Origin of the sequence: Stenotrophomonas sp. As-7, from assembly GCF_030291015.1 — a bacterium.
GTDB lineage: Bacteria > Pseudomonadota > Gammaproteobacteria > Xanthomonadales > Xanthomonadaceae > Stenotrophomonas > Stenotrophomonas lactitubi.
The window spans coordinates 2,624,539-2,643,304 of record NZ_CP127405.1; the positions used below are offsets into that span (position 1 = coordinate 2,624,539).

General features: G+C 67.0%; 15 protein-coding genes. 5 read left to right on the forward strand and 10 right to left on the reverse strand.

Translation table 11 applies throughout. The annotated features are described in order from the left end of the window. Positions 1-31: 31 nt before the first annotated feature. A complete protein-coding gene (locus QP457_RS12055) occupies positions 32-355 on the reverse strand; it encodes a thioredoxin family protein (protein ID WP_205404279.1) in 324 nt (107 codons plus the stop codon). A gap of 4 nt (positions 356-359) precedes the next feature. Beyond that, positions 360-776: a host attachment family protein gene (locus QP457_RS12060; protein ID WP_089235798.1), complete on the reverse strand. Its 417-nt coding sequence runs from the start codon at positions 774-776 to the stop codon at positions 360-362. A gap of 584 nt (positions 777-1,360) precedes the next feature. Here QP457_RS12060 and proP point away from each other — a divergent pair. After that, the gene (proP, locus tag QP457_RS12065; RefSeq protein WP_191077972.1) at positions 1,361-2,848 is read left to right on the forward strand and encodes a glycine betaine/L-proline transporter ProP; all 1,488 of its coding nucleotides are present in this window, start codon (positions 1,361-1,363) and stop codon (positions 2,846-2,848) included. A gap of 47 nt (positions 2,849-2,895) precedes the next feature. Here proP and QP457_RS12070 read toward each other — a convergent pair whose 3' ends face one another. The 8 genes from QP457_RS12070 to QP457_RS12105 all read right to left on the reverse strand — a co-directional run bounded on the left by QP457_RS12070 (position 2,896) and on the right by QP457_RS12105 (position 11,941). Further along, positions 2,896-3,516, reverse strand: a complete 621-nt coding sequence (locus QP457_RS12070; protein WP_205404280.1) for a hypothetical protein — start codon at positions 3,514-3,516, stop codon at positions 2,896-2,898. Positions 3,517-3,551: 35 nt separating this feature from the next. After that, entirely contained in the window at positions 3,552-4,205 is a 654-nt protein-coding gene (locus QP457_RS12075) for a hypothetical protein (RefSeq protein ID WP_100552649.1), read from the reverse strand. A 3-nt stretch (positions 4,206-4,208) separates the two neighbouring features. Continuing rightward, positions 4,209-4,550 (reverse strand): type II toxin-antitoxin system prevent-host-death family antitoxin, encoded by a 342-nt coding sequence (locus QP457_RS12080; RefSeq protein ID WP_205404281.1) that lies wholly within the window; start codon positions 4,548-4,550, stop codon positions 4,209-4,211. 96 nt (positions 4,551-4,646) lie between these two features. Beyond that, the gene (locus QP457_RS12085; RefSeq protein ID WP_205404282.1) at positions 4,647-6,107 is read right to left on the reverse strand and encodes a porin family protein; all 1,461 of its coding nucleotides are present in this window, start codon (positions 6,105-6,107) and stop codon (positions 4,647-4,649) included. A 90-nt stretch (positions 6,108-6,197) separates the two neighbouring features. Beyond that, complete coding sequence (locus QP457_RS12090) at positions 6,198-6,962, reverse strand: Slam-dependent surface lipoprotein (RefSeq protein WP_205404283.1); 765 nt, start codon at positions 6,960-6,962, stop codon at positions 6,198-6,200. A gap of 55 nt (positions 6,963-7,017) precedes the next feature. After that, positions 7,018-10,128 carry a TonB-dependent receptor gene (locus QP457_RS12095; RefSeq protein ID WP_205404284.1) on the reverse strand — a complete coding sequence of 1,037 codons (3,111 nt, stop codon included), beginning with the start codon at positions 10,126-10,128 and terminating at the stop codon, positions 7,018-7,020. Between the two features lie 273 nt (positions 10,129-10,401). Then, a complete protein-coding gene (locus QP457_RS12100; protein ID WP_205404285.1) occupies positions 10,402-11,355 on the reverse strand; it encodes a FecR domain-containing protein in 954 nt (317 codons plus the stop codon). An 82-nt stretch (positions 11,356-11,437) separates the two neighbouring features. Further along, a complete protein-coding gene (locus QP457_RS12105; RefSeq protein WP_205404286.1) occupies positions 11,438-11,941 on the reverse strand; it encodes an RNA polymerase sigma factor in 504 nt (167 codons plus the stop codon). Positions 11,942-12,118: 177 nt separating this feature from the next. Between QP457_RS12105 and QP457_RS12110 the strand changes: the two genes are divergently transcribed. The 4 genes from QP457_RS12110 to QP457_RS12125 are packed head-to-tail and all read left to right on the forward strand — an operon-like array spanning position 12,119 to position 18,760. Further along, positions 12,119-14,062 carry a TonB-dependent receptor gene (locus tag QP457_RS12110; RefSeq protein ID WP_205404287.1) on the forward strand — a complete coding sequence of 648 codons (1,944 nt, stop codon included), beginning with the start codon at positions 12,119-12,121 and terminating at the stop codon, positions 14,060-14,062. 2 nt (positions 14,063-14,064) lie between these two features. Then, the gene (gene cobN / locus QP457_RS12115; protein WP_205404288.1) at positions 14,065-17,970 is read left to right on the forward strand and encodes a cobaltochelatase subunit CobN; all 3,906 of its coding nucleotides are present in this window, start codon (positions 14,065-14,067) and stop codon (positions 17,968-17,970) included. Beyond that, positions 17,967-18,443: a MotA/TolQ/ExbB proton channel family protein gene (locus QP457_RS12120; protein WP_205404289.1), complete on the forward strand. Its 477-nt coding sequence runs from the start codon at positions 17,967-17,969 to the stop codon at positions 18,441-18,443. The genes cobN and QP457_RS12120 overlap by 4 nt, the downstream gene beginning before the upstream one ends. After that, positions 18,443-18,760, forward strand: a complete 318-nt coding sequence (locus QP457_RS12125; protein WP_089235810.1) for a DUF2149 domain-containing protein — start codon at positions 18,443-18,445, stop codon at positions 18,758-18,760. The genes QP457_RS12120 and QP457_RS12125 overlap by 1 nt, the downstream gene beginning before the upstream one ends. Positions 18,761-18,766 lie beyond the last annotated feature (6 nt).

Below are 18,766 nucleotides of genomic sequence, written 5' to 3' on the forward strand. Positions count from 1 at the left end.
CCGAGCATGGGCTCGACTCTACAGGAGCCGCTCAATCCGGCAGCGCGCTCTGCAGTGTGCCGAGATCTGCCGCAGCCACCGGCCGCACCACGCGCGCCACTTCCTTGCCGTCATGCAACAGGATCACCGTCGGCCATAGCTTCACCTGGAATGAGCGGCCCAGCGGTTTGCCCTTGCCGTCTTCGATCTTCCAGTGCGGCAGATCATGCGCATCCACGAAGGCCTGCAGCGCAGGTTGCGCGGCCTGGCAATGGCCGCACCACGGGGTGCCGAATTCCAGCAGCAGCCAACCAGCCTGCGCATCCACCTCCGCGCGGGCCGGCTCGGCGGCAACATGATCACGCATGAAGGGCATGCCGTTACGCCTGCAGCGTGCGCTGGATGTCTTCCAGCGGCGCGTTGGTCAGATCCTTGGCGATATCGACCAGCAACCGCGCCTGCGTCTCTTTATGCAGCAACGGACGGATGCGGCCAAGCGTGGTGGGATCGGCGATCAGCACCAGATGCGCGTAGCGGTTGTTGAGTGCATCTTCGTTGAGCTGCTCGGCCACCTGCTTGGCGAAGGTCGCTTCGTTGAGCTGCGAGATCGACATGTCCTTGGGCACCGCGCCGGACGGCCCCTGTCCGGACACACCCTGCTCGCTGATGTCCTGCAGCCGCAGCTCGCCTTCCTGCTTCAAGGTGAGCTTCTGCTCGCTGCCGACGTTGGTGAACACGCGGGCCGAGCCACCATCGGCGACGATAACCAGGGTGCCTTCGGGAATGCGACGGGTCATGCGTTACTCCTTGCGTTGGTTCATGACCACCGTAAAAGGCGTGGCGTGAGCGAGGTGAGCACAACATGTTCATTCGATGTGCGTGGGTCATCTGCATGAACAGGCAACATGGAACGCTGCGTTCGTGACAGCGCGATTCTCGGCACGCTCACACTGTAACCGTTATCATGAACGCATGATCGACACGACCCACTGCGCGTCAGCACCTGTTGCTGGCATGCGGGAAGCACTGCCGACCGGCGCTTCGCTTTCCATCATTGCTTCCCCCTCGCCTTTCCATCGCCTCGCGCTGGATCCCGGCGGATGACGCCTGCGGGCCCTGCCCCGCCTGTCCCCTGCGCCTGCCACCACCCCACGTGCACTGACGCGGTCTGACACGTAGTCGGACCCATCCGATTGTCCCGCGTTCTGGCAGCGGGCAATGCTTGTCGCGTGCGCGGCGTTTGATCGCACACACCTTTCGCCCCGTTCCGGGCCTTCCATTCGATGCCCCTGCGCCTGCTGCGCCAGCATCGCCGTTTCCGACTTTCGGGACATCCGTACCGCCCATTCCACTCCATTTCCATTCTTCCAAGGGAGTCCCCATGCAGGACAACTCCGATGCCCATGCCCATTTCGGCTGGTTCAAACGCCGCCGCCATCTGAAGGTCGACGAGATCACCGTTGTCGACAAGCCCATGCTCAAGCGCGCCGTGGGCGCCGCTGCACTGGGCAATGCGATGGAATGGTTCGACTTCGGTGTCTATGGCTATCTTGCCGTCACCATTGGCCAGGTGTTCTTCCCCTCCAGCAACCCCACAGCGCAGGTGATCGCTGCGTTCGCCACGTTCACCGTGGCCTTCCTGGTACGCCCGCTGGGCGGCATGGTCTTCGGGCCCCTGGGCGACCGCTACGGGCGCCAGAAGGTACTGGCCTTCACCATGATCATGATGGCACTGGGCACCTTCGCCATCGGCCTGATTCCCTCTTACGAACGCATCGGCATCTGGGCACCGGTACTGCTGCTGCTCGCGCGCGTGGTGCAGGGCTTTTCCACCGGTGGCGAGTATGGCGGCGCGGCAACCTTCATTGCCGAGTACTCCACCGACCGCAACCGCGGCCTGATGGGCAGCTGGCTGGAGTTCGGCACGCTGGGCGGCTACATCGCTGGCGCCGGTACGGTCACCGCACTGCACATGCTGCTGAGCAGCGCGCAGATGCTGGACTGGGGCTGGCGCATTCCGTTCCTGGTGGCCGGCCCACTCGGCCTGCTGGGCCTGTACATGCGCATGCGGCTGGAGGAAACGCCGGCGTTCCGTGCCTACGCAGAGGAGGCGGAGAAGCGTGACCACGAACGTCCGGGCCTGGGTGAACTGCTGCGTGTGCATGGCCGCCAGTTGATCGTGTGCATGGGCCTGGTGCTGGTGTTCAACGTGACCGACTACATGCTGCTGACCTACATGCCCAGCTACCTGAGCGTGACCATGGGTTATGCCGAGAGCAAGGGCCTGCTGCTGATCATCATCGTGATGCTGGTGATGATGCCGTTGAACATCGTCGGTGGCCTTTTCAGCGACAAGCTGGGCCGGCGCCCGATGATCATCGGCGCCTGCATCGCGCTGCTGGTGCTGGCGGTGCCGAGCCTGCTGCTGGTGGGCAGCGGCAACGACTGGCTGATCTTCCTTGGCCTGATGCTGCTGGGCCTGGCGCTGGTGTGCTTCACCAGTTCGATGCCCTCCACGCTGCCGGCACTGTTCTATACGCCGGTGCGCTACAGCGCGCTGTCCATTGCGTTCAACGTGTCGGTGTCGCTGTTCGGTGGCACCACGCCGCTGGTGACCGCCTGGCTGGTGGAGCGCACCGGCGATCCGCTGGTGCCGGCCTACTACCTGATGGGCGCGGCGGTGATCGGCCTGATCACGATGATCTTCGTGAAGGAAACAGCCGGCCTGCCGCTGCGCGGTTCGCCGCCGGCCGTGGGCTGCAACAAGGAGGCGGCGGCGCTGTTGAAGAGCGATGCCCCGGTGACAGTGGATCGCACCCTGCCGCCATTGCCGGACGTGGCCGAGCCGGAACAGGTGACCCCTGCCTGAGTGGCTGAGGCAGCGCCGGGCATTGCCCGGCGCTGCCGGTAACGCGATTACTCGGCGCGGGTCAGCTTGCCCGGGGTCCAGCGGTACACCCAGGCATGCTGCCCTTCCGGCGGGCAGGCCACCTTGCCACGCACGCACAGCTTCGAAGTGCGGGTGCTGTTGAAGGTGACGCGGATACGGTCACCGTCCATCGTGATCGCTTCCATCTCGCCGGGAATGTGCGCACTGGCATCATCGGCGTAGCCGGACGCGCGGATCAACGCGTAGGTTTCGTCGTCATAGGCGGATTTGCCCGGTGATGCGGTCTGGCCCCGCGCATCGCCTTCGGCCAGCGGGGTCATCACCACCAGTTCGTTGAGCTGCATCGCGCTGCCGGTCTGGGTCGCGGTGTAGAGATAAATGATCTCCGGGCGGCCATCGCCATCGAGGTCGGCATTGCCGGCCCACAGCGGACGGTAGTCATACTGGCTGTCGGTACCCGGATGCAGGCGCAGGGAGGCCTCGGCGGTACGACGTGCCTTGTCGTAGCTCATCGGCTCGCTCTTCGCTTCATCCTTGGCGTCGGCCGGCGTTGCATCCTGGGCAAGCAGCGGTGCCGCCACCGTCAATGCCATGGCCGCCACCAGCGCGCGCAGGCCGATGGCCTGCCAGTGCTTCCGCTCGTACATCCCTGTTCCTCGATCACTGAATCTGCGGAGTCGGATCATCGCACAGGCGGGCCGGCGAGCGGCGTGCTGTCGGCATGCAGTTCCATCGCGCGCATGACGATAGGCTTGGCCCAGTCCGGGGTGTGCAGCAGTTCCACCACCGACACCGGATACTGCAGGCCCTGGCGATCCAGCGCCAGCACCGGCAAGGGGGCAACACGTCCGTAGCGATCGGCCGGCGCGCTGTTGTCGTACACGTGCAGTTCGGCCAGATGCGGCATCAATGCCAACAGGTTCTCGCGCGCGGAATCGAAGCGTGCGCGGATCTTGTCCTGCGGGATGTCGTGGCCACCGCCAGCAACGCGGGCGGCCACGCGGGCCACATGCAGTTCGACGGTGGCCAACCCGCAGAACCAGATCGCCACGTCGTGCTGGCTGCAGGCCTCGCGCAACAGGCGCGGAATGGTGTTGCCGCCCAAGGTGGTTTCAAAGGCAAAATCGCTGCCGTCGGCGATCGCCTGGCGCAGCCGTCGTGCGCCTTCCTGCCACGCTTCAGCGTTGGCTTCGGCCAACGGCCAGCCAGCCTCCACCAGCCGTCGGGTGAAGCTGTCCGGGTTGTACCAGCCCAGGCCGTCGGCCTCCAGCCAGGTACCGAGCAGCGAACTCTTGCCGGCGCCGTTGACGCCGGCCAACGCCAGGATCCGCCCCATGAGTCAGAGCGGACGGCCGAGCGCGACCTTGTGGCCGCGGCGGATCGGCTTGCCCATCACCTTGCCCAGCCCCTCACCCTGCTGCAGCCCGGCCAGCGCCTGGTCGAACTCGGTACGCAGGCGCGAGAGCACGTCGCTGCGCTCGTCGCTATCGCTGCCGCTGGCCCTGGCCAGCAGCTCCTGGTAGGTCTTGATGTCCACGATCACCGCTTCGGGGTGGTTGTGGTTGGTGATGACCAGCGCCTGCTTCTCGCGCACGGTACGCATCAGGCTGGGCCAGCCACGGGTCTTGACCGAGGATGCCGGGGCCTTGTCGAGGCCGGGCAGGTCGAGCGGGAGGGTCATGGCACGGCTCCAGCGGAAGGATATGAGGCCACTATACCCAATTTGGCCAAATTGGGGATAAATGGACCCTCCCGCTCTCCGGACCGGGCCGACGGCTCAGAACGCCCGTTCCCATTTCAGGCTCAGCAGGCTGCGGTCGTGGCTGTACAGCCAGTCTACGTTGCTGTCGATGCGTGCGTAACGCAGGCTCAGGCTGGGCACCAGCCCGGCTATGGCCAGGCGCTCGCTGCGCACGATGGCGATCAGGTTCTGCTCGCTGTCCTGCCGACGCGCTTCCAGCAACGGGCTCCACGCATCGTAGTCACGCTCACGCAGCGACACGAACACGGTAGCCGTGGTGCCGCTCCACTGGCGTGCTGCGCCCAGGCGCAGGCCGCGTTGCCGGTAGCCATTGGCGGGATCAGCGGCGCTGCTGTCACTCAGGTCGACCCCGGCAAATACTGTCCAGCGTGGGTTGAGCGCACGGAACCAGGTGGCATAGATCGCCGCCAGTTCACCGTCGTAGTTGCTGGCCAACCCCGGCTGTCGATAGCGCTGGCGTTTCCAGTCGGCTTCCAGCTTCAGCAGGCTGCGCGCATCTGCGGCGAACTGCCATTCGCCATGCACGCCGGCACCGCCCTGCAGCGCATGGTTGCCCAACCCCTGGTAATCGTAGCTGGGCGCCAGCAGCACGGTATGCCGTGCGCTGCGCCAGCTGTAACCGGCCTGCACGCTGGCATTGAGCTCGTTGTAGTCGCTGTGCCCGCGCCACGCCTGGCCGAACGCCAGCCCGCGCAGGTACAGCCCATGGTGGCCGGCCAACGGCAGGCGCCGTTCCAGGCTGGCGTCGTAGTCCAGGCCGAATGCTGCCTGTGCATCGGGCAACCGGCGTTCGATGAAACAGGTGGTGCCGTCACCGAACAGGCAGGTACGGCTGGCCGAACTGCGGTTGATGTTGTCGCTCCAGGCCGGGCCAGCGGCGATCCCACCCTTCCAGCGTTGGCGCGCCTGCAGGGCCTGCAGGTAGCCGTCCACCCGCGTACGCACGCCCGCTGTTGCCGGATCGTCGCCATCGATACCGGCTGCGATCGCCTCGAACAGGGCGATGGCATCGCGGTCGCGCTGGTCTTCGGCGTAGACACGTGCCAGTTCCAGCCGCGCCGGCAGGAAGTCCGGCTGCGCGGCGAGCACGGCCTCGTATTCGGCGGCGGCATTGCCGTGCTGTCCAGCCACCCGCGCCAGCGCGCCCTGCGCGTAGTGGCGCAGCAGCGGATCGTGGCCGGGCAGTTCGATGTACTCGGCCAGGAAGGCGGCCACGGCCTGCCATTGCTGATGCTGCAGCGAGAGATAGAGCGCCTGGCCGAGGTCGTCGACAGTGCGCTCCACGCGGTACTGCTGGCCGTCGAGGGTGATGGTCGGTCGCTCGTGCTCGGCCTGGCGCAGGCGTTGCTGGTCCTGCTGCTGATGACGCAGCTCGCTGCCCTGTTCGAGCACGCGGCGCAGGTCATCCTGCTGGGCGCGGGCATCATTGAGCGGCCATGCCAGCAGCAGGACGACAAGAAAGAGAAGGTGGCGCATGTTCGATCCGGTTGAAGCACTATCGCGGGCCGAAGCAGGGACTGGCGGATCGCGGCTTGTCCCTGCCCTGCCCCGTCAGGGGCGTGGCGATCAGTTCTTGCTGCCGCCGAAGGCGGTGTCGTACTGGCTGTTGCCGGCGAAGGTGGCGATGCCGGCCAGGGTAGCGGCGTTGGCGCCGAAGAACTGGCCCTGGCTGGTGCCGGCAACCGTACCGTTGGCCGTAGCCGAACCGGCGAACGACGCGTTGGCGCTGTTGATCGATGCAGCCACGGCCACGGTCAGGCCCGAGCCGGCCAGCGCGCCGTTGAGGCGGCCGGTGCCGAAGTCGGCGCGGAAGGTGCCGCTGAGCAGGTTGCTGCCGTTGAACTTGTTGAGGCCTGCGACGGCGTAGGTGGCCACGCCTGCCGGCAGCGTGGTGCCCGCGCGGTCACCGGCGAAGTAGACCTGGCGGTTGTTGAAGCCGCCAGCCGCGCCATCCTTGGACCATTCGCCGAACCAGACATCGCCGCTACCGACCTTGACGAAGTTGAAGTGGCCCATGCCGGCGTGGCTGCCCGGGGTACCGGTGATCGGCATGGCGAGGGTGCGCACGGTGGTGCCGTTGATGACCGTGGGTGCCGAGTAGGCGCTCAAGCCCTGGAAGTCCACACGCGTGCCACCCGAGACGGTGCCGACGCCAATACCGGCCTTGCCTGCCGAGTGCGGGCCACCATTGACCTGCGATTCGCCGACGTTGATGTTCAACTGCGGATCGGTGACGGCGCTGGCCGCACCGACGATATCGGCAGCGTGGGCGGCACCGGCCAGGGCCAGGCTGGCGGCGACGGTAAGCAGGGAACGGGAGATCATTTTCATGGAAAAACTCCTTGGATTGAGGGAACTACAGGTACAACGCTTGCAACGGTGGAACTCAGAAGCGCGCAGTGAGCGCAAGCTTGACGGTGCGACCCGGCGCCGGCAGCGTGGAGCGCGTGGCCGGGTCGACGTAATAGCGGTTGCCGAGATTGCTGCCGACCAGTTCAACGCTGGCGTGGTCGTTGAAGCGCCAGCGCGCATAGGCATCCACGGTGGTGATGTTTCCCCAGGTGAACGGCACGTTCTGCCAGAGCAGGCTGCTGCCACCTGCCAGCAGACGATCGCGGTAGACCTGCAGGTCGGGGTTGTTGTGACGCCGGTAGTGCACGATGCGGCTGCCCAGTTCCAGCCGCTCATCGAACAGGCGCGTGCCCAGTGACAGATTCACCGACAGCTTGGGAATCGCCTGGGTCAGCAGGTAGCCGCCCACGAAACCGTCCTGTACGCAGTTCGGCACCAGCCCGCGGTTGGCGTCGAGCAGCACCGCGCTGCTCTCGTCGCACACCTCGTTTTCCAGCGTGCGCGCGATACCCAGGTCGCTGAAAAAGCGTCGATTGTCGAAGCGCGCCTGCAGTTCGATGCCACGGATGGTCTGCTTGTCGATGTTGTCGAACAGGAAGTAGGCGTCGCGCTCGATCACATCGCGCGTCTTGTGCACGTAGTAGGCCAACTTGACGTCGGCATCGGCGATGCCACCGAACAGCGCGGACAGATTGTGTACATAGCCCAGCTCGTAGTTGTAGGCATGCTCGGGCTTGAGCGCGTACAGCGGATTGAGGCTGCTGGAGAAGGCAATGGTGCTCTCGAACATGCTCGGGAAGCGCACCGCCTCGCTGTAGCGCAGGTAGATGCGCGCGGCCGGCGACAGGTTCACCGTTGCCGAGAAGGTGGGCAGCCAGGCATGGTCGCGACGGCGGGTATTGCGTCCATCCACCGGCCGCGACTGCACTGTGTTGCGGATGCTGCAGACCTGGTCGCTGCCGGGGAACAGCGGCAGCGCGCCGGGGATGGCGGCCACTTCGCCATTGAGGCACGGATTGGTGGCACGGGAGTAGTTGCCGTCGGCATCGGGCAGCCAGGCGATGGTGTGCTCCACCGGCTGTGGCGTCTGGTAACTCTGCAGCAGGCCACGGATCGCATCGTCGACGAACCAGCCCATGCCGATGCTCTCCCAGAAGGCGCGCTCGGCTTCGAGCGAATCCACCTGCGCCTGCACGCTGGCTGGGCGCTCCGGCAGCTCATTGACCCGGTAGCTTGCCTGCTTGCCGCCCACCCCGCGGGTCAACAGTTCGGGATGCTCGCCGAGGAAGTCATCAAAGGCCCAGTAGCGGCTGTAGCGCACGCCGGCATTGAGGGTGAGGAAATCGACCGGCCGCCACTCCAGCGTGAGGTAGCCCTCGCCTTCCTGGCGACGGCCCGCGCGCGGGTACATGCGCCAGCCATCACTGACGCCGAAGTACGGGTCTCCCGACCCCAGTTTTTCATACTGCCAGTTGCCCCCCACGGTCAGGTCAAGCGTGGAATGCAGGCCGAAGCGGTTGCTCAGGGTCAACCCGGTACGGTCGTTGCGGGCATTGGCCAGTGCGGTGTTGCGCAGGATCGGGCTGCGGCTGGGGTCCCAATCGGGGTTGCCCGAGGCGAAGTTGGGGAAACCACCGGCGGTGTAGGTATCGCTGTTGGTTTCGGTCCGCCACAGGTTGGCGCGCAGGTCGAGCCAACGGCTGCCGGCCGGCTGCCAGCGGTACTCCAGGTTCCAGGCATCGGAATCGACCCGGCTGAGCGGCCACTGGATGCGCCCGTAATCCGGCGCGGACAGGATGCGCGAAGGCATGATCTCGCCGTAGTGCGAAAGCGTGTGCCGCCAGGTGGCCTTGAGCTGCTGGTCATCGCTGATCTGCCAGGTGGCCTTCAGCAGCCACGACTCCTGTTCGCTGGACGTGTTGGGGACTTCATCACCCGGCTTGAAGTAGCGCGCCAGCGTGGTGATGTAATCGATGCCCTGGTATTCGTACTGCTCGCGCGGGTCCTGATCGTAGTAGGCACTGCCCTTGCTGCCCGAGAAATAGTTGCCGCGCTTGCGCCACGCGTAGGCCGCCATCACGTCCACCCGCTCACCGCGCCAGCCCAGCGCCAGCCGCCAGGCCTGGTCATCGCCATCGAACGGGTTGTCACCGCTGCGCGATTTCACCGGCACCACCAGGGTGCGGTCAGCATAGGGCGAGTTCGGCGACTGCTGCGGGAAACCCTCCACCGTGCGGTAGTCCTCGCCGGTGTGCAGCCGTGGCAGGCGCGGTGACACCGCATTGCTGCTGCCTTCGATCTTCAGCTCCCCGCCGAAGCGCTCGCCGGCCGGCACGATGTCGTCGACGTCGAGGGTCTTGATGACCATCGCTCCGCCGATACCGCTGTGTACATCACGCACCAACGCTGGCCCCTTGATGACCTGGATGCCACCAATCAGGTTGGGATCGATGTAGTTGCGGTTGCTGACGCCGTTGTAGCCCCGCCATACGGTCAGCGCCTGCTCGCCACCGTCGATGCTGACCGGCACCCGCCCCGGCCCCTGGATGCCGCGGATGTTGAGGTCCAGCGCGCCGCTGTTGCGGGCGTCGCCGCTGAACACGCCGACCAGGTCCTTGACCACATCGGCCGGGTTGGCGCCGCGATAGCGCTCCACGCGGTCGCGACCGGAATAGGCCGTGCTCAGGTCGAGCGCGAACACGTCGTCGTATCCCCAACGATCACGTGTTTCGCCGCCGTCGGCCTGCAGGCGCCCGCCTACTTTCAGCGTGTCGGTGACCACCACCCCGCCGTCAGCGGCGGCGGCCTGCAGGGTCCAGGTGCCGCCCGGCTCCTGCTGCGCGCGCAGGCCACTGCCCTGCAGCAACTGGTCCAGCGCCTCGGTGGGGCTGTACTGGCCCTGCACTGCACGCGAGCGCCGCCCTTCCACCAGATCGCTGCGGAACACCACCTGCACCTGCGACTGGCGGCCGAAACTGCGCACTGCGTCGGCCAAGGGTTGTTCGGGAATGACATATGCGCGCACGGAGGCGGTAGCGGCCTGGGCGTGGGCGGTCGGCGCCCATGCGAAGGGAACCAGTGCCGTGGCGATGGCCAGGGCGAGGACGGTGGCGCGGCGATGACGGGCGGATGCCGGGAACGGCATGAACGGTGACTCCTCAAGGTGGCGGTACCGTGCGCACATCGGGTGCACGCGGCTCGGTTGGCTTGAGAAGAAACGCGGTTTCGCTCTGGCTATACCACTAGAGACAAGGCGGGGCCGGATCTGCCCACGGTTTTTTTGTTGACCGGCAGATCATCCACGCATGGCGTGGATCTACCCGGGCTCTTGGTAAATCCAAGCCATGCGTGGATGAACCCGATTCACGCAGTAGATCCACGCCATGCGTGGATGGGCCCACTCGCCCACCCCTCGACATCACCACAGCAACAACGCGCCGCCCGGCAGGCGCTGGCTGCGCAGACCGGCCTGCTGGGCCACGGCGGCGATTGCCGCATCGGGCTGCTGCAGATGGAACAACCCGCTCACCGCCACCTGAGCGCCCTGCCCGCGCAGAACCCAGACCGGCGCACTCCGGTAGCGGGCAAGATGCTCGATCGCCTGTTGCGCAGGCAGATCATCAATGACGATCTCGCCGCGCCGCCACGGTGCGATGGCCTCCACATCGGTCAGCTGCAGCGGCTGCAGCCAGCGGCCATCACGGAACGCGCGTGCCTGCCCGGCCTGCAGCCGCTGCGCAGCGGCATGACCCGGCCTGATCTCGACTTCGCCCTGGCTGACCTCGGTGGTCACCACGGCATCCTGCAACGCAACGCTGAATGCCGTGCCGATGTCACGGATCTCGCCGCCGCCGGCCTCCACCCGGAACGATCGTGCTTCGTGCGCGACCTGGAACCAGGCGCTGCCACGCAGCACCTGCAGGCGGCGCTGGCCGGCGCTGAAATCAAGCGCCAGCGCGCTGCCTGCATCCAATATGGCAGTGCTGCCATCCTGCAACTGCACCGTGCGCGGCGCGTTGCCGCTGCGCACATCGCTGCGGACCAGCAGCCACGCGTGCGGCGCCACCGTCACCGAAAGCAGCAGCACCGCCGCACTGGCCAGCAGCCAAGGCAGTCGACGACGCGGCTGCAGCGGCCGCAGCGCGGGTTCGGCGGTCAGTTCGGGAAGCGCAGCCAGGACATCCGGGCCGGCGGCATCCAGTCCTTGCCAGAAGGCCTGCTGCTGGCGCCAGGCATCGGCGTGCCGGGGATCGGCCTGCAGCCAGCGTTGCAGAGCGCGTTGCTGGCGCTCCGGCAACCGGCCCGCATTGCACCGTATCACCCAGCGCAACGCCTGCCTGGCCTGACGCGGCGAGGGTATGGACGTAGTCATGATTGTGGCCTGCGGCACCACCAACGGGTGCGCCTTACAGTTGAGACAACGGTAAGCGGCATTTGCCCACGGCACCTGCAGGTCATGCGCGGCTTCCCCGCTGCTGTTGCTGGATGAGCAGGGCCGCGCGCAGCACGTACTTGCCCACCACACTCTTGGAAATACCCAGGCGCAGAGCGATCTCGCGCTCGCTCAGGCCAAGGTAGCGGTTGAGCACGAAGCACTCGCGCACCTGTGGCGGCAACGCCAGGATGGTCTGGCTGATCTCGCGCAGCTGGGCCTGGTCCAGCACCTGCGCCTCGCCATCATTGCGGGCATCGGCCAGGTCGCTGGCGTACTCCGCCATCGCCCGCCGTTCGCGCGCGTCGGCTTGGCTGCGGTTGAGCGCGTGGTGGTAGGCCATGCGGTACAGATACCCGCGCGGTTCCAGGATCGGCGGGTCGCCGGGCACGCTACTGGCCTTCAGATAAAGGTTCTGCAGGGTGTCCTCGGTACTGGCCGGGTCGAGGTAACGGGCAATGAAGCGGGACAACGCACGGCGCTCGCGGATCAACAGCTCGATCAGCGCCAGGGCATTGGGAGACATAAGTGCCAAGGCCGGACCGGGGAATGATGGGCGTGATGGCGACGGTCCGGACCGGGAGTGTAGGCGGCAACCGCCGATCCTGCACCCCCGGCCATGACGGAAGGCAGGACCTTCGGCCTATGAAGGCCACGTGAAAGTAATGTTATGTTATATCGTCACCATTAAAGCCCCCTTCCCATGATCCGATTCCCCGATGCGGGCCGCCTGTCCTGCGCCGTGCTTCTCGCCTTGGCGCCGCCGCTGGCCGTGGCCGCTGCGACACCCTCTCAGCTGGACCCGGTGGTGGTGACGGCCACCGCCACCGACCGCCTGGCCAGCGATGCGCCGGCCTCGATCAGCGTGATCACCCGCGAGCAGATCCAGCTGCGGCCGGTGCTGGACCTGGCCGATGCCCTGCGTGGCAGCCCGGGCGTGACCGTGGCCGGGGTCGGCTTCGGCCGACGCGGCATCCGCATCCGCGGCATGGACCCGGGCTACACCCTGGTGCTGCTGGATGGCCAGCGCGTGAGTGCCTCGGCCGACGCGATTGCCCATTCCGATTTCGACCTGGGCTGGCTGCCGGCCGCGGCGATCGAACGCATCGAAGTGGTGCGCGGGCCGATGTCGTCGCTGTACGGATCGGAGGCGCTGGGCGGCGTGGTCAATGTAATCAGCCGTCGCGCCACCGATGACTGGCAGGGCAACCTGATCTACAACGGCGGCGTGGTGGCTGGCGATCGCGGCGGCAACAGCACCCAGGCTGGCCTCTACGCAGGCGGCGCACTGGTGCCCGGCGTGCTGGGCCTGAGTGTGTTCGCCGAGCACCGGCAGAAGGACGCCACACGCGACCCCACCGACGAGCGCTTGGACGAGCAGGAAGCCCGCCGCGCCAACACCGGCCGCGCGGTGCTCACGTGGACCCCGGACGCGCGCCAGCGCATCGATCTGTCGCACCTGCAGGGCAGCGAACAACGCCGCCGCCATGCGCTGCAGGCCGGCACTGCACCGTACGTGTATGAAACCGTGGATGACATCCAGCGTCGGCAGACGACACTGTCGCACCAGGGCGACTGGGCCTGGGGCCAGACCCGGGTCAGCGCCTATCGTGCACAGCTGGACCGGGACAACCGCCGCGATCGCGGCGAGGCGACCCGCCCGCAGCAGCTGACCGACCAGATTGTCGATGCACGTGCAACCGTCTCCCTCGGCACACACCACCGCGTCAGCGTGGGTGGCGAATGGCGGCGCCAGGAACTGGAGGACGCCTCGGGCGCGCGCAGTGGCCATCTGCAGGCCGACCAGACCGCTGTGTTCGTACAGGACGAGATCCAGCTCAACGACAGCCTGTCGCTGGTCGTTGGCAACCGCAGCGATCGCCATCCCGAGTTCGGCTGGCACCACAGCCCGCGCGCATACGCGGTGTGGCATGCCAATGAAGCATTCACGATCAAGGGAGGTATCGGCAGCGGATTCAAGGCGCCCAGCCTGAAACAGCTGTCGCCCGAGTACTCGGCGGTGGGCGGTGGTGGGCGCTTCACCATTGTCGGCAATCCACAGCTGAAGCCGGAACAGAACAGCAGCGCCGAACTGTCGGCGGCGTGGCAGCGTGACCGCTGGTCGCTGCAGGCCACCGCGTTCCAGAACGACCTCAAGGACCTGATCCAGACCACCTGCGTGCGTGCCTGCGGCGTGCGTGGCCGCGAGCTGCGCAACTACACCAATGTGGCGCGTGCGCGGATCCGTGGCGTCGAGCTGGCAGCTACGGCGCCGATCAGCGAGCACCTGACCGCCGAAGCGAACTGGAGCTGGCTGGACCCGCGCGACCGCCAGACTGACCGATGGCTGCTGGAGCGGCCCCGCCGCAGCGGCGCCACCGCCCTGAACTGGCAGCGCGGCCCGTTGCAGGCGGCCGTGCGTGGCGAATACATCGGCCCACAGCAGCAGGCTGCCGGAACTGCGCAGACCACCCTGCCCGGCTACTGGCTGTGGTCGCTGGATGCGCGCTGGCGCATCACCGACACGGTGAGCGTGCTTGCGGGCGTGGACAACCTGGCCAACAAGCGGCTGGATGAGACCGGCGCGCTGTATCCGTATCCGGAAACTGGCCGCTACGTGCACGCCGGCATCGAGCTGGGCTTCTGAGCATGCGCGGATGGCGACGGTGGCTGGCGCTGCTGCTGCTGTGTGTGGCCGCGCCGATGGCCCACGCTGCGGCAGCAGCGCCTGCAATGCGGGTGGAGGTGGTCAGCAGCAGCTTCGTACTGCCGGGCAGGATCGCCCGCCTTGATGCGCTCGGCAGCCCGCAGGGCGTGCGCTTCCGGCACCGCGTGGTCGACGCCGCAACATCGCTGCCGGCGGACTGGCCACGCGGCATCGATCTGGTGCTGCTGGATACGCCGCGCCCCAATGACGTCGAGCAGGTCACCTCGGCAGTGAACGCAGCACTGCGCGACGCCCCGGTGCCCTGGTTGCGCGTGGGCGGTGGTGCGCCGGTTTCCCATGGCCTGCCCGCCGACGTCGCCCGTCAGATTGCCGGCTATTACGGCAACGGTGGCGAAGCCAACATCCAGCATCTGACGCAGTACCTGCGTGGCTGGCACGACGCTGCGGAGGCGATCGCGGTGCCGCCGCCACAGGTGATGCCGGCCACCGGCTACAGCACCCGCGGCGGACAGTGGCTGGATGACGCGGCAGCGCTGCAGGCGCAGTGGCGGCAGGAGGGACAAGTCGCGTGGCCGAAGGTGGCGGTGCTGATCTCGAGCAGCATGGTCGGCACCATGCAGACCGAAGTACTGGACGCGTTGATCGAGGCCGGCCGTGCACGCAAGGTGGCGCTGTTCGGGGTGTGGTTCGATGCGGCCGCCGACGATGCCCTGCAGCACGCGCTGCGCGGGATCGCGGTGGATGCGGTGGTCAACCTGACCCATCTGCAGAACGGTACTGCACGCGCCGCCGAGTTCGCGGCGCTGGATGTACCTGTGCTGCAGGCCCTGAACTACCGCCAGGGCGATGCCGATGCCTGGCGCGATGCTGCCAGCGGCGTACCGATGTCGATGCTGGCCACGTTCGTGGCGGTGCCGGAGGCATGGGGAGCGAGCGATCCGATGGTGGTCTCGGCCAACACGCGCGGGGAACTGTTGCCGATTGCCGAGCAGGTGGATGCGCTGGCCGCAAAACTGCAGCGGTTGGCCGCGCTGCGGCATACCGCGGCCGCCGACAAACGGCTGGCGCTGCTGTTCTGGAACGCGCCCGATGGCGAGAAGAACCTGTCGGCTTCACACCTGAACGTACCGCGCAGCATCGAAGCGCTGCTGCCACGCCTTGCACAGTCGGACTATACGGTGGACGCGGCCGACGAAAAAACCCTGATTGACCGGCTGCAGGCGCTGCTCAGCGGTTACTACCATCCCGAGCGCCTGGACGCGCTGTTGGCACAGGGCCTGGCCGACACCCTGCCGGTGGCCGACTACACACGTTGGCTGGCTACCCTGCCCGCCAACCGCCGCGACGAACTGCGCCGCCAATGGGGCGACCCGGCCGATCATCCAGCAGTGCGCCGCATACAGGGGAAGGCGGTGTTCGTGCTGCCACGCCTGCGCATGGGCAATCTGCTGCTGATGCCGCAACCACCACGTGCAGGCGAGGTCGGCCAGGCTACCCACGATATGGCCTCGGTGCCCAGCCACTACTACCTGGCGGCCTACCTTTACCTGCGCACGCAGTGGAAGGCCGATGCGCTGATCCACTTCGGTACCCACGGAACGCAGGAGTGGACGCCGGGCAAGGACCGTGGCCTGTGGGCCGGCGACTATCCCTGGCTGGCGGTGGGTGACCTGCCGGTGTTCTACCCGTACATCCAGGACAACGTGGGCGAGGCCATCCAGGCCAAGCGCCGTGGCCGCGCGGTGGTGGTCAGCCACCAGACCCCGGCCTTCGCCCCATCCGGCCTGTACGACGAACTGCGCGACCTGCACGCCGTGGTGCACGAACTGCAGCAGCTGGATGAAGGCCCGGTACGCGACGCCACCGCCGCGCGCCTGCGCGCGCTGGCCACCGACAGCGGCATCGCTGCCGACCTTGGCTGGAGCGCACTGGACATGCAGGCCCGCTTCGCCAGCTTCCTGCCGCTGCTGCACGACCACCTGCATGAGCTGGCCCGGCGCAACCTGCCCCTGGGCCTGCACACCTTTGGCCAACCGGCGACGGCCGATCACCGGCTGCTGATGGTGATGCAGCAGCTGGGCCCGGCCTATCTGCAGGCACTGGGCGAGGACGCAGCGGAGGCCAGCGCCGTGGACTACCGGCAGATCCAGCAGGGCATCGCCTATCGCACGCTGGCCCGCCACCTGCGCGACGGCGTGCCGATCGACAGCGTTGCCGACACGGAACTGCGCCGCGAACTGCAGCGCGCCGCGCAGCTGGACGCATCGTTGGCCGATCCGCAGGAAACAGAGGCTTTGCTGCACGGCCTGGCCGGTGGCTTCGTGCTGCCCGGTGCCGGCGGCGACCCGATCCGCACACCGGAGCTGCGCAGTGGCCGCAACCTGTTCGCCTTCGAACCGGACCGTATTCCCACCCGCGCCGCCTTCGACACCGGCGAGACAGCGCTGCAGCAACTACTGCAGGCCTATGCCGATGAACATGGCGGACAGCTGCCGCAGAAGCTCGCCATCAGCCTGTGGTCCAGCGAGGCCATCCGCCATCTTGGCGTGCTGGAAGCGCAGGTGCTGCATGCCCTCGGCCTGCGCCCGCGCTGGGACAGCGGCGGCAAGGTGGTGGCGCTGGACATCGTGGCGGACGCCGACATGAAACGGCCACGCATCGATGTCGTGGTGCAGGCCACCAGCGTCTATCGCGACCAGTTCGATCCTTTCCTGCGCATGCTGGCTGCGGCGATCGAACAGCTTGCGGCGATGCCGGCCACCGCCAGCAATCCCATCGCGCGACACGCACAGGACCTGCAACAACGCCTGCAGCAGCGCGGTGTGCCCGCTGAACGAGCCGCCGCCCTGTCGCGCCTGCGCATCTTCAGCAATGCGCCCGGCACGTATGGCAGTGGCCTGAATCATGCCGTATTGGAGCGCGGCACCGTTGCTGGAAAGGACGATGCAGCACTGGCCGCCGGCTTCCTCGATCGCCTGCAGCATGGCTATGGCAGTGATGGCCAGGCCACCACCCTGCCCGGCAGCAACCTGTTCGCCGAACAGCTGCGCGGGGTGCAGGCGGCGGTGCTGTCACGATCGTCCAATACCCACGGCCTGCTCAGTACCGATCATCCGTTCGAATACCTCGGTGGCCTGGCCCTGGCCGTGCGCCACCTCGACGGTGCCAGTCCATCGCTTTACATCTCGGACCTGCGCGAACCGACGCCGCGCACGCGCAGTGCGGCGCGCTTCCTTGCCGATGAGCTGCGTGCACAGACGCTCAACCCACAGTGGATCAGCGCCATGCAGGGCGAAGGCTATGCCGGCACGCTGGAAGTGCTGAAGAACGTCGACAATCTTTTCGGCTGGCAGGTAACGGCGCCGGATACGGTGCGCGCCGAGCAGTGGCAGGCCGTGCATGACACCTTCGTCCGCGACAGTCGCCAGTTGGGAATGGCGCGCTGGTTCGAGAGCCACAATGGCGATGCGCAGGTGCAGATGATCGAGCGCCTGCAGGAAGCCATCGCGCGCGGCTACTGGCAGGCCGACGATCGCACCCGCAGCGAGCTTCAGGCGCGGTTGAATCAGCTGCAGGCATCTGCTGCGGCCGCGTCGCCAGCAAGCTCCAGTGGCTACGGACTCGCACGTGGCCCGGTACCTGCTGCAGCGGTCACTGCGGCGGCGGCCACCATCGAGACCCTGCCTGCCGATGCTGCGCCGACGCCAGCGGCCAGTGTGCGTGGACGGGTGATGCAGCAGGTGCCGCCGCCCTCACCGCACACCCCATCGCTTTGGCTTTCCCTGGTCACGCTGCTTGGCCTGCTCGGCGCAGGCGCGGCCCTGCAGGCCTGGCGCAATGCGCGACGGGCGCCCTCCCACTCCCCTTCCAACACGGCCAACGCATGAATGCCCTTGAAGCCACCCTCTACGATCTGTCCCATCTGTTTCTGGCACCGGTACTGCTGCTGATCCTGCTGGCACTGGCCTATGCCTTCCTCAGCTTCGGTGCGTTCCTGTGGGAAGCGCTGCAGCGGCGGCGTGGCCATTACCGCCCCGAACTGCTGGCCTGGCAGTCCCGCCACGGCGGCAGCAGTGAAGATCTTGAGCTGCGCATCCTGAAACGGCTGGAGGGCCTGCGCATCGTGTCGCGGACCGCGCCGATGCTGGGCCTGGTCGCAACCATGATCCCGATGGGCCCGGCGCTGCTGGCGCTGACCCGCAGCGATGCACAGGGCGTGGGCGAAAACATGGTGGTCGCCTTCTCGTCGGTCATCCTGGCCCTGGTTGCGGCCAGCCTGACGTTCCTGGTGCTGACCGTGCGCCGGCGCTGGCTGCTGCAGGAACTGCGCCAGTTCGAACGCCTGCAGGAGGTGCGCTGATGCGCTTCCTCGATGACGACGACGCCGATGATCCGATCCTGTCGGTGGTCAACCTGATCGACCTGTTCCTGGTCGTGGCCGGCATCCTGATGATCGTGATCGTGCGCAACCCGCTCAATCCGTTCGCCAGCCAGAACGTGACCGTGATCGAGAATCCCGGCCAGGCCGACATGCGCATCACGGTCAAGCAGGGCGAAGAGCTGACCCGTTACGAATCCACCGGCGAGATCGGCGAAGGCGGTGGGGTCAAGGCAGGGGTGACCTACCGGTTGCCCGACGGCCGCATGGTGTACGTGCCGGAGGGCGCCGCGCCGTAGGCCAGT

What these genes read in the sequence shown, in the direction of transcription:
- QP457_RS12055 (WP_205404279.1), bottom strand. Translation starts at nt 355, where the DNA reads ATGCCCTTCATGCGTGATCATGTTGCCGCCGAGCCGGCCCGCGCGGAG.
- QP457_RS12060 (WP_089235798.1), bottom strand. Translation starts at nt 776, where the DNA reads ATGACCCGTCGCATTCCCGAAGGCACCCTGGTTATCGTCGCCGATGGT.
- proP (WP_191077972.1), top strand. Translation starts at nt 1,361, where the DNA reads ATGCAGGACAACTCCGATGCCCATGCCCATTTCGGCTGGTTCAAACGC.
- QP457_RS12070 (WP_205404280.1), bottom strand. Translation starts at nt 3,516, where the DNA reads ATGTACGAGCGGAAGCACTGGCAGGCCATCGGCCTGCGCGCGCTGGTG.
- QP457_RS12075 (WP_100552649.1), bottom strand. Translation starts at nt 4,205, where the DNA reads ATGGGGCGGATCCTGGCGTTGGCCGGCGTCAACGGCGCCGGCAAGAGT.
- QP457_RS12080 (WP_205404281.1), bottom strand. Translation starts at nt 4,550, where the DNA reads ATGACCCTCCCGCTCGACCTGCCCGGCCTCGACAAGGCCCCGGCATCC.
- QP457_RS12085 (WP_205404282.1), bottom strand. Translation starts at nt 6,107, where the DNA reads ATGCGCCACCTTCTCTTTCTTGTCGTCCTGCTGCTGGCATGGCCGCTC.
- QP457_RS12090 (WP_205404283.1), bottom strand. Translation starts at nt 6,962, where the DNA reads ATGAAAATGATCTCCCGTTCCCTGCTTACCGTCGCCGCCAGCCTGGCC.
- QP457_RS12095 (WP_205404284.1), bottom strand. Translation starts at nt 10,128, where the DNA reads ATGCCGTTCCCGGCATCCGCCCGTCATCGCCGCGCCACCGTCCTCGCC.
- QP457_RS12100 (WP_205404285.1), bottom strand. Translation starts at nt 11,355, where the DNA reads ATGACTACGTCCATACCCTCGCCGCGTCAGGCCAGGCAGGCGTTGCGC.
- QP457_RS12105 (WP_205404286.1), bottom strand. Translation starts at nt 11,941, where the DNA reads ATGTCTCCCAATGCCCTGGCGCTGATCGAGCTGTTGATCCGCGAGCGC.
- QP457_RS12110 (WP_205404287.1), top strand. Translation starts at nt 12,119, where the DNA reads ATGATCCGATTCCCCGATGCGGGCCGCCTGTCCTGCGCCGTGCTTCTC.
- cobN (WP_205404288.1), top strand. Translation starts at nt 14,065, where the DNA reads ATGCGCGGATGGCGACGGTGGCTGGCGCTGCTGCTGCTGTGTGTGGCC.
- QP457_RS12120 (WP_205404289.1), top strand. Translation starts at nt 17,967, where the DNA reads ATGAATGCCCTTGAAGCCACCCTCTACGATCTGTCCCATCTGTTTCTG.
- QP457_RS12125 (WP_089235810.1), top strand. Translation starts at nt 18,443, where the DNA reads ATGCGCTTCCTCGATGACGACGACGCCGATGATCCGATCCTGTCGGTG.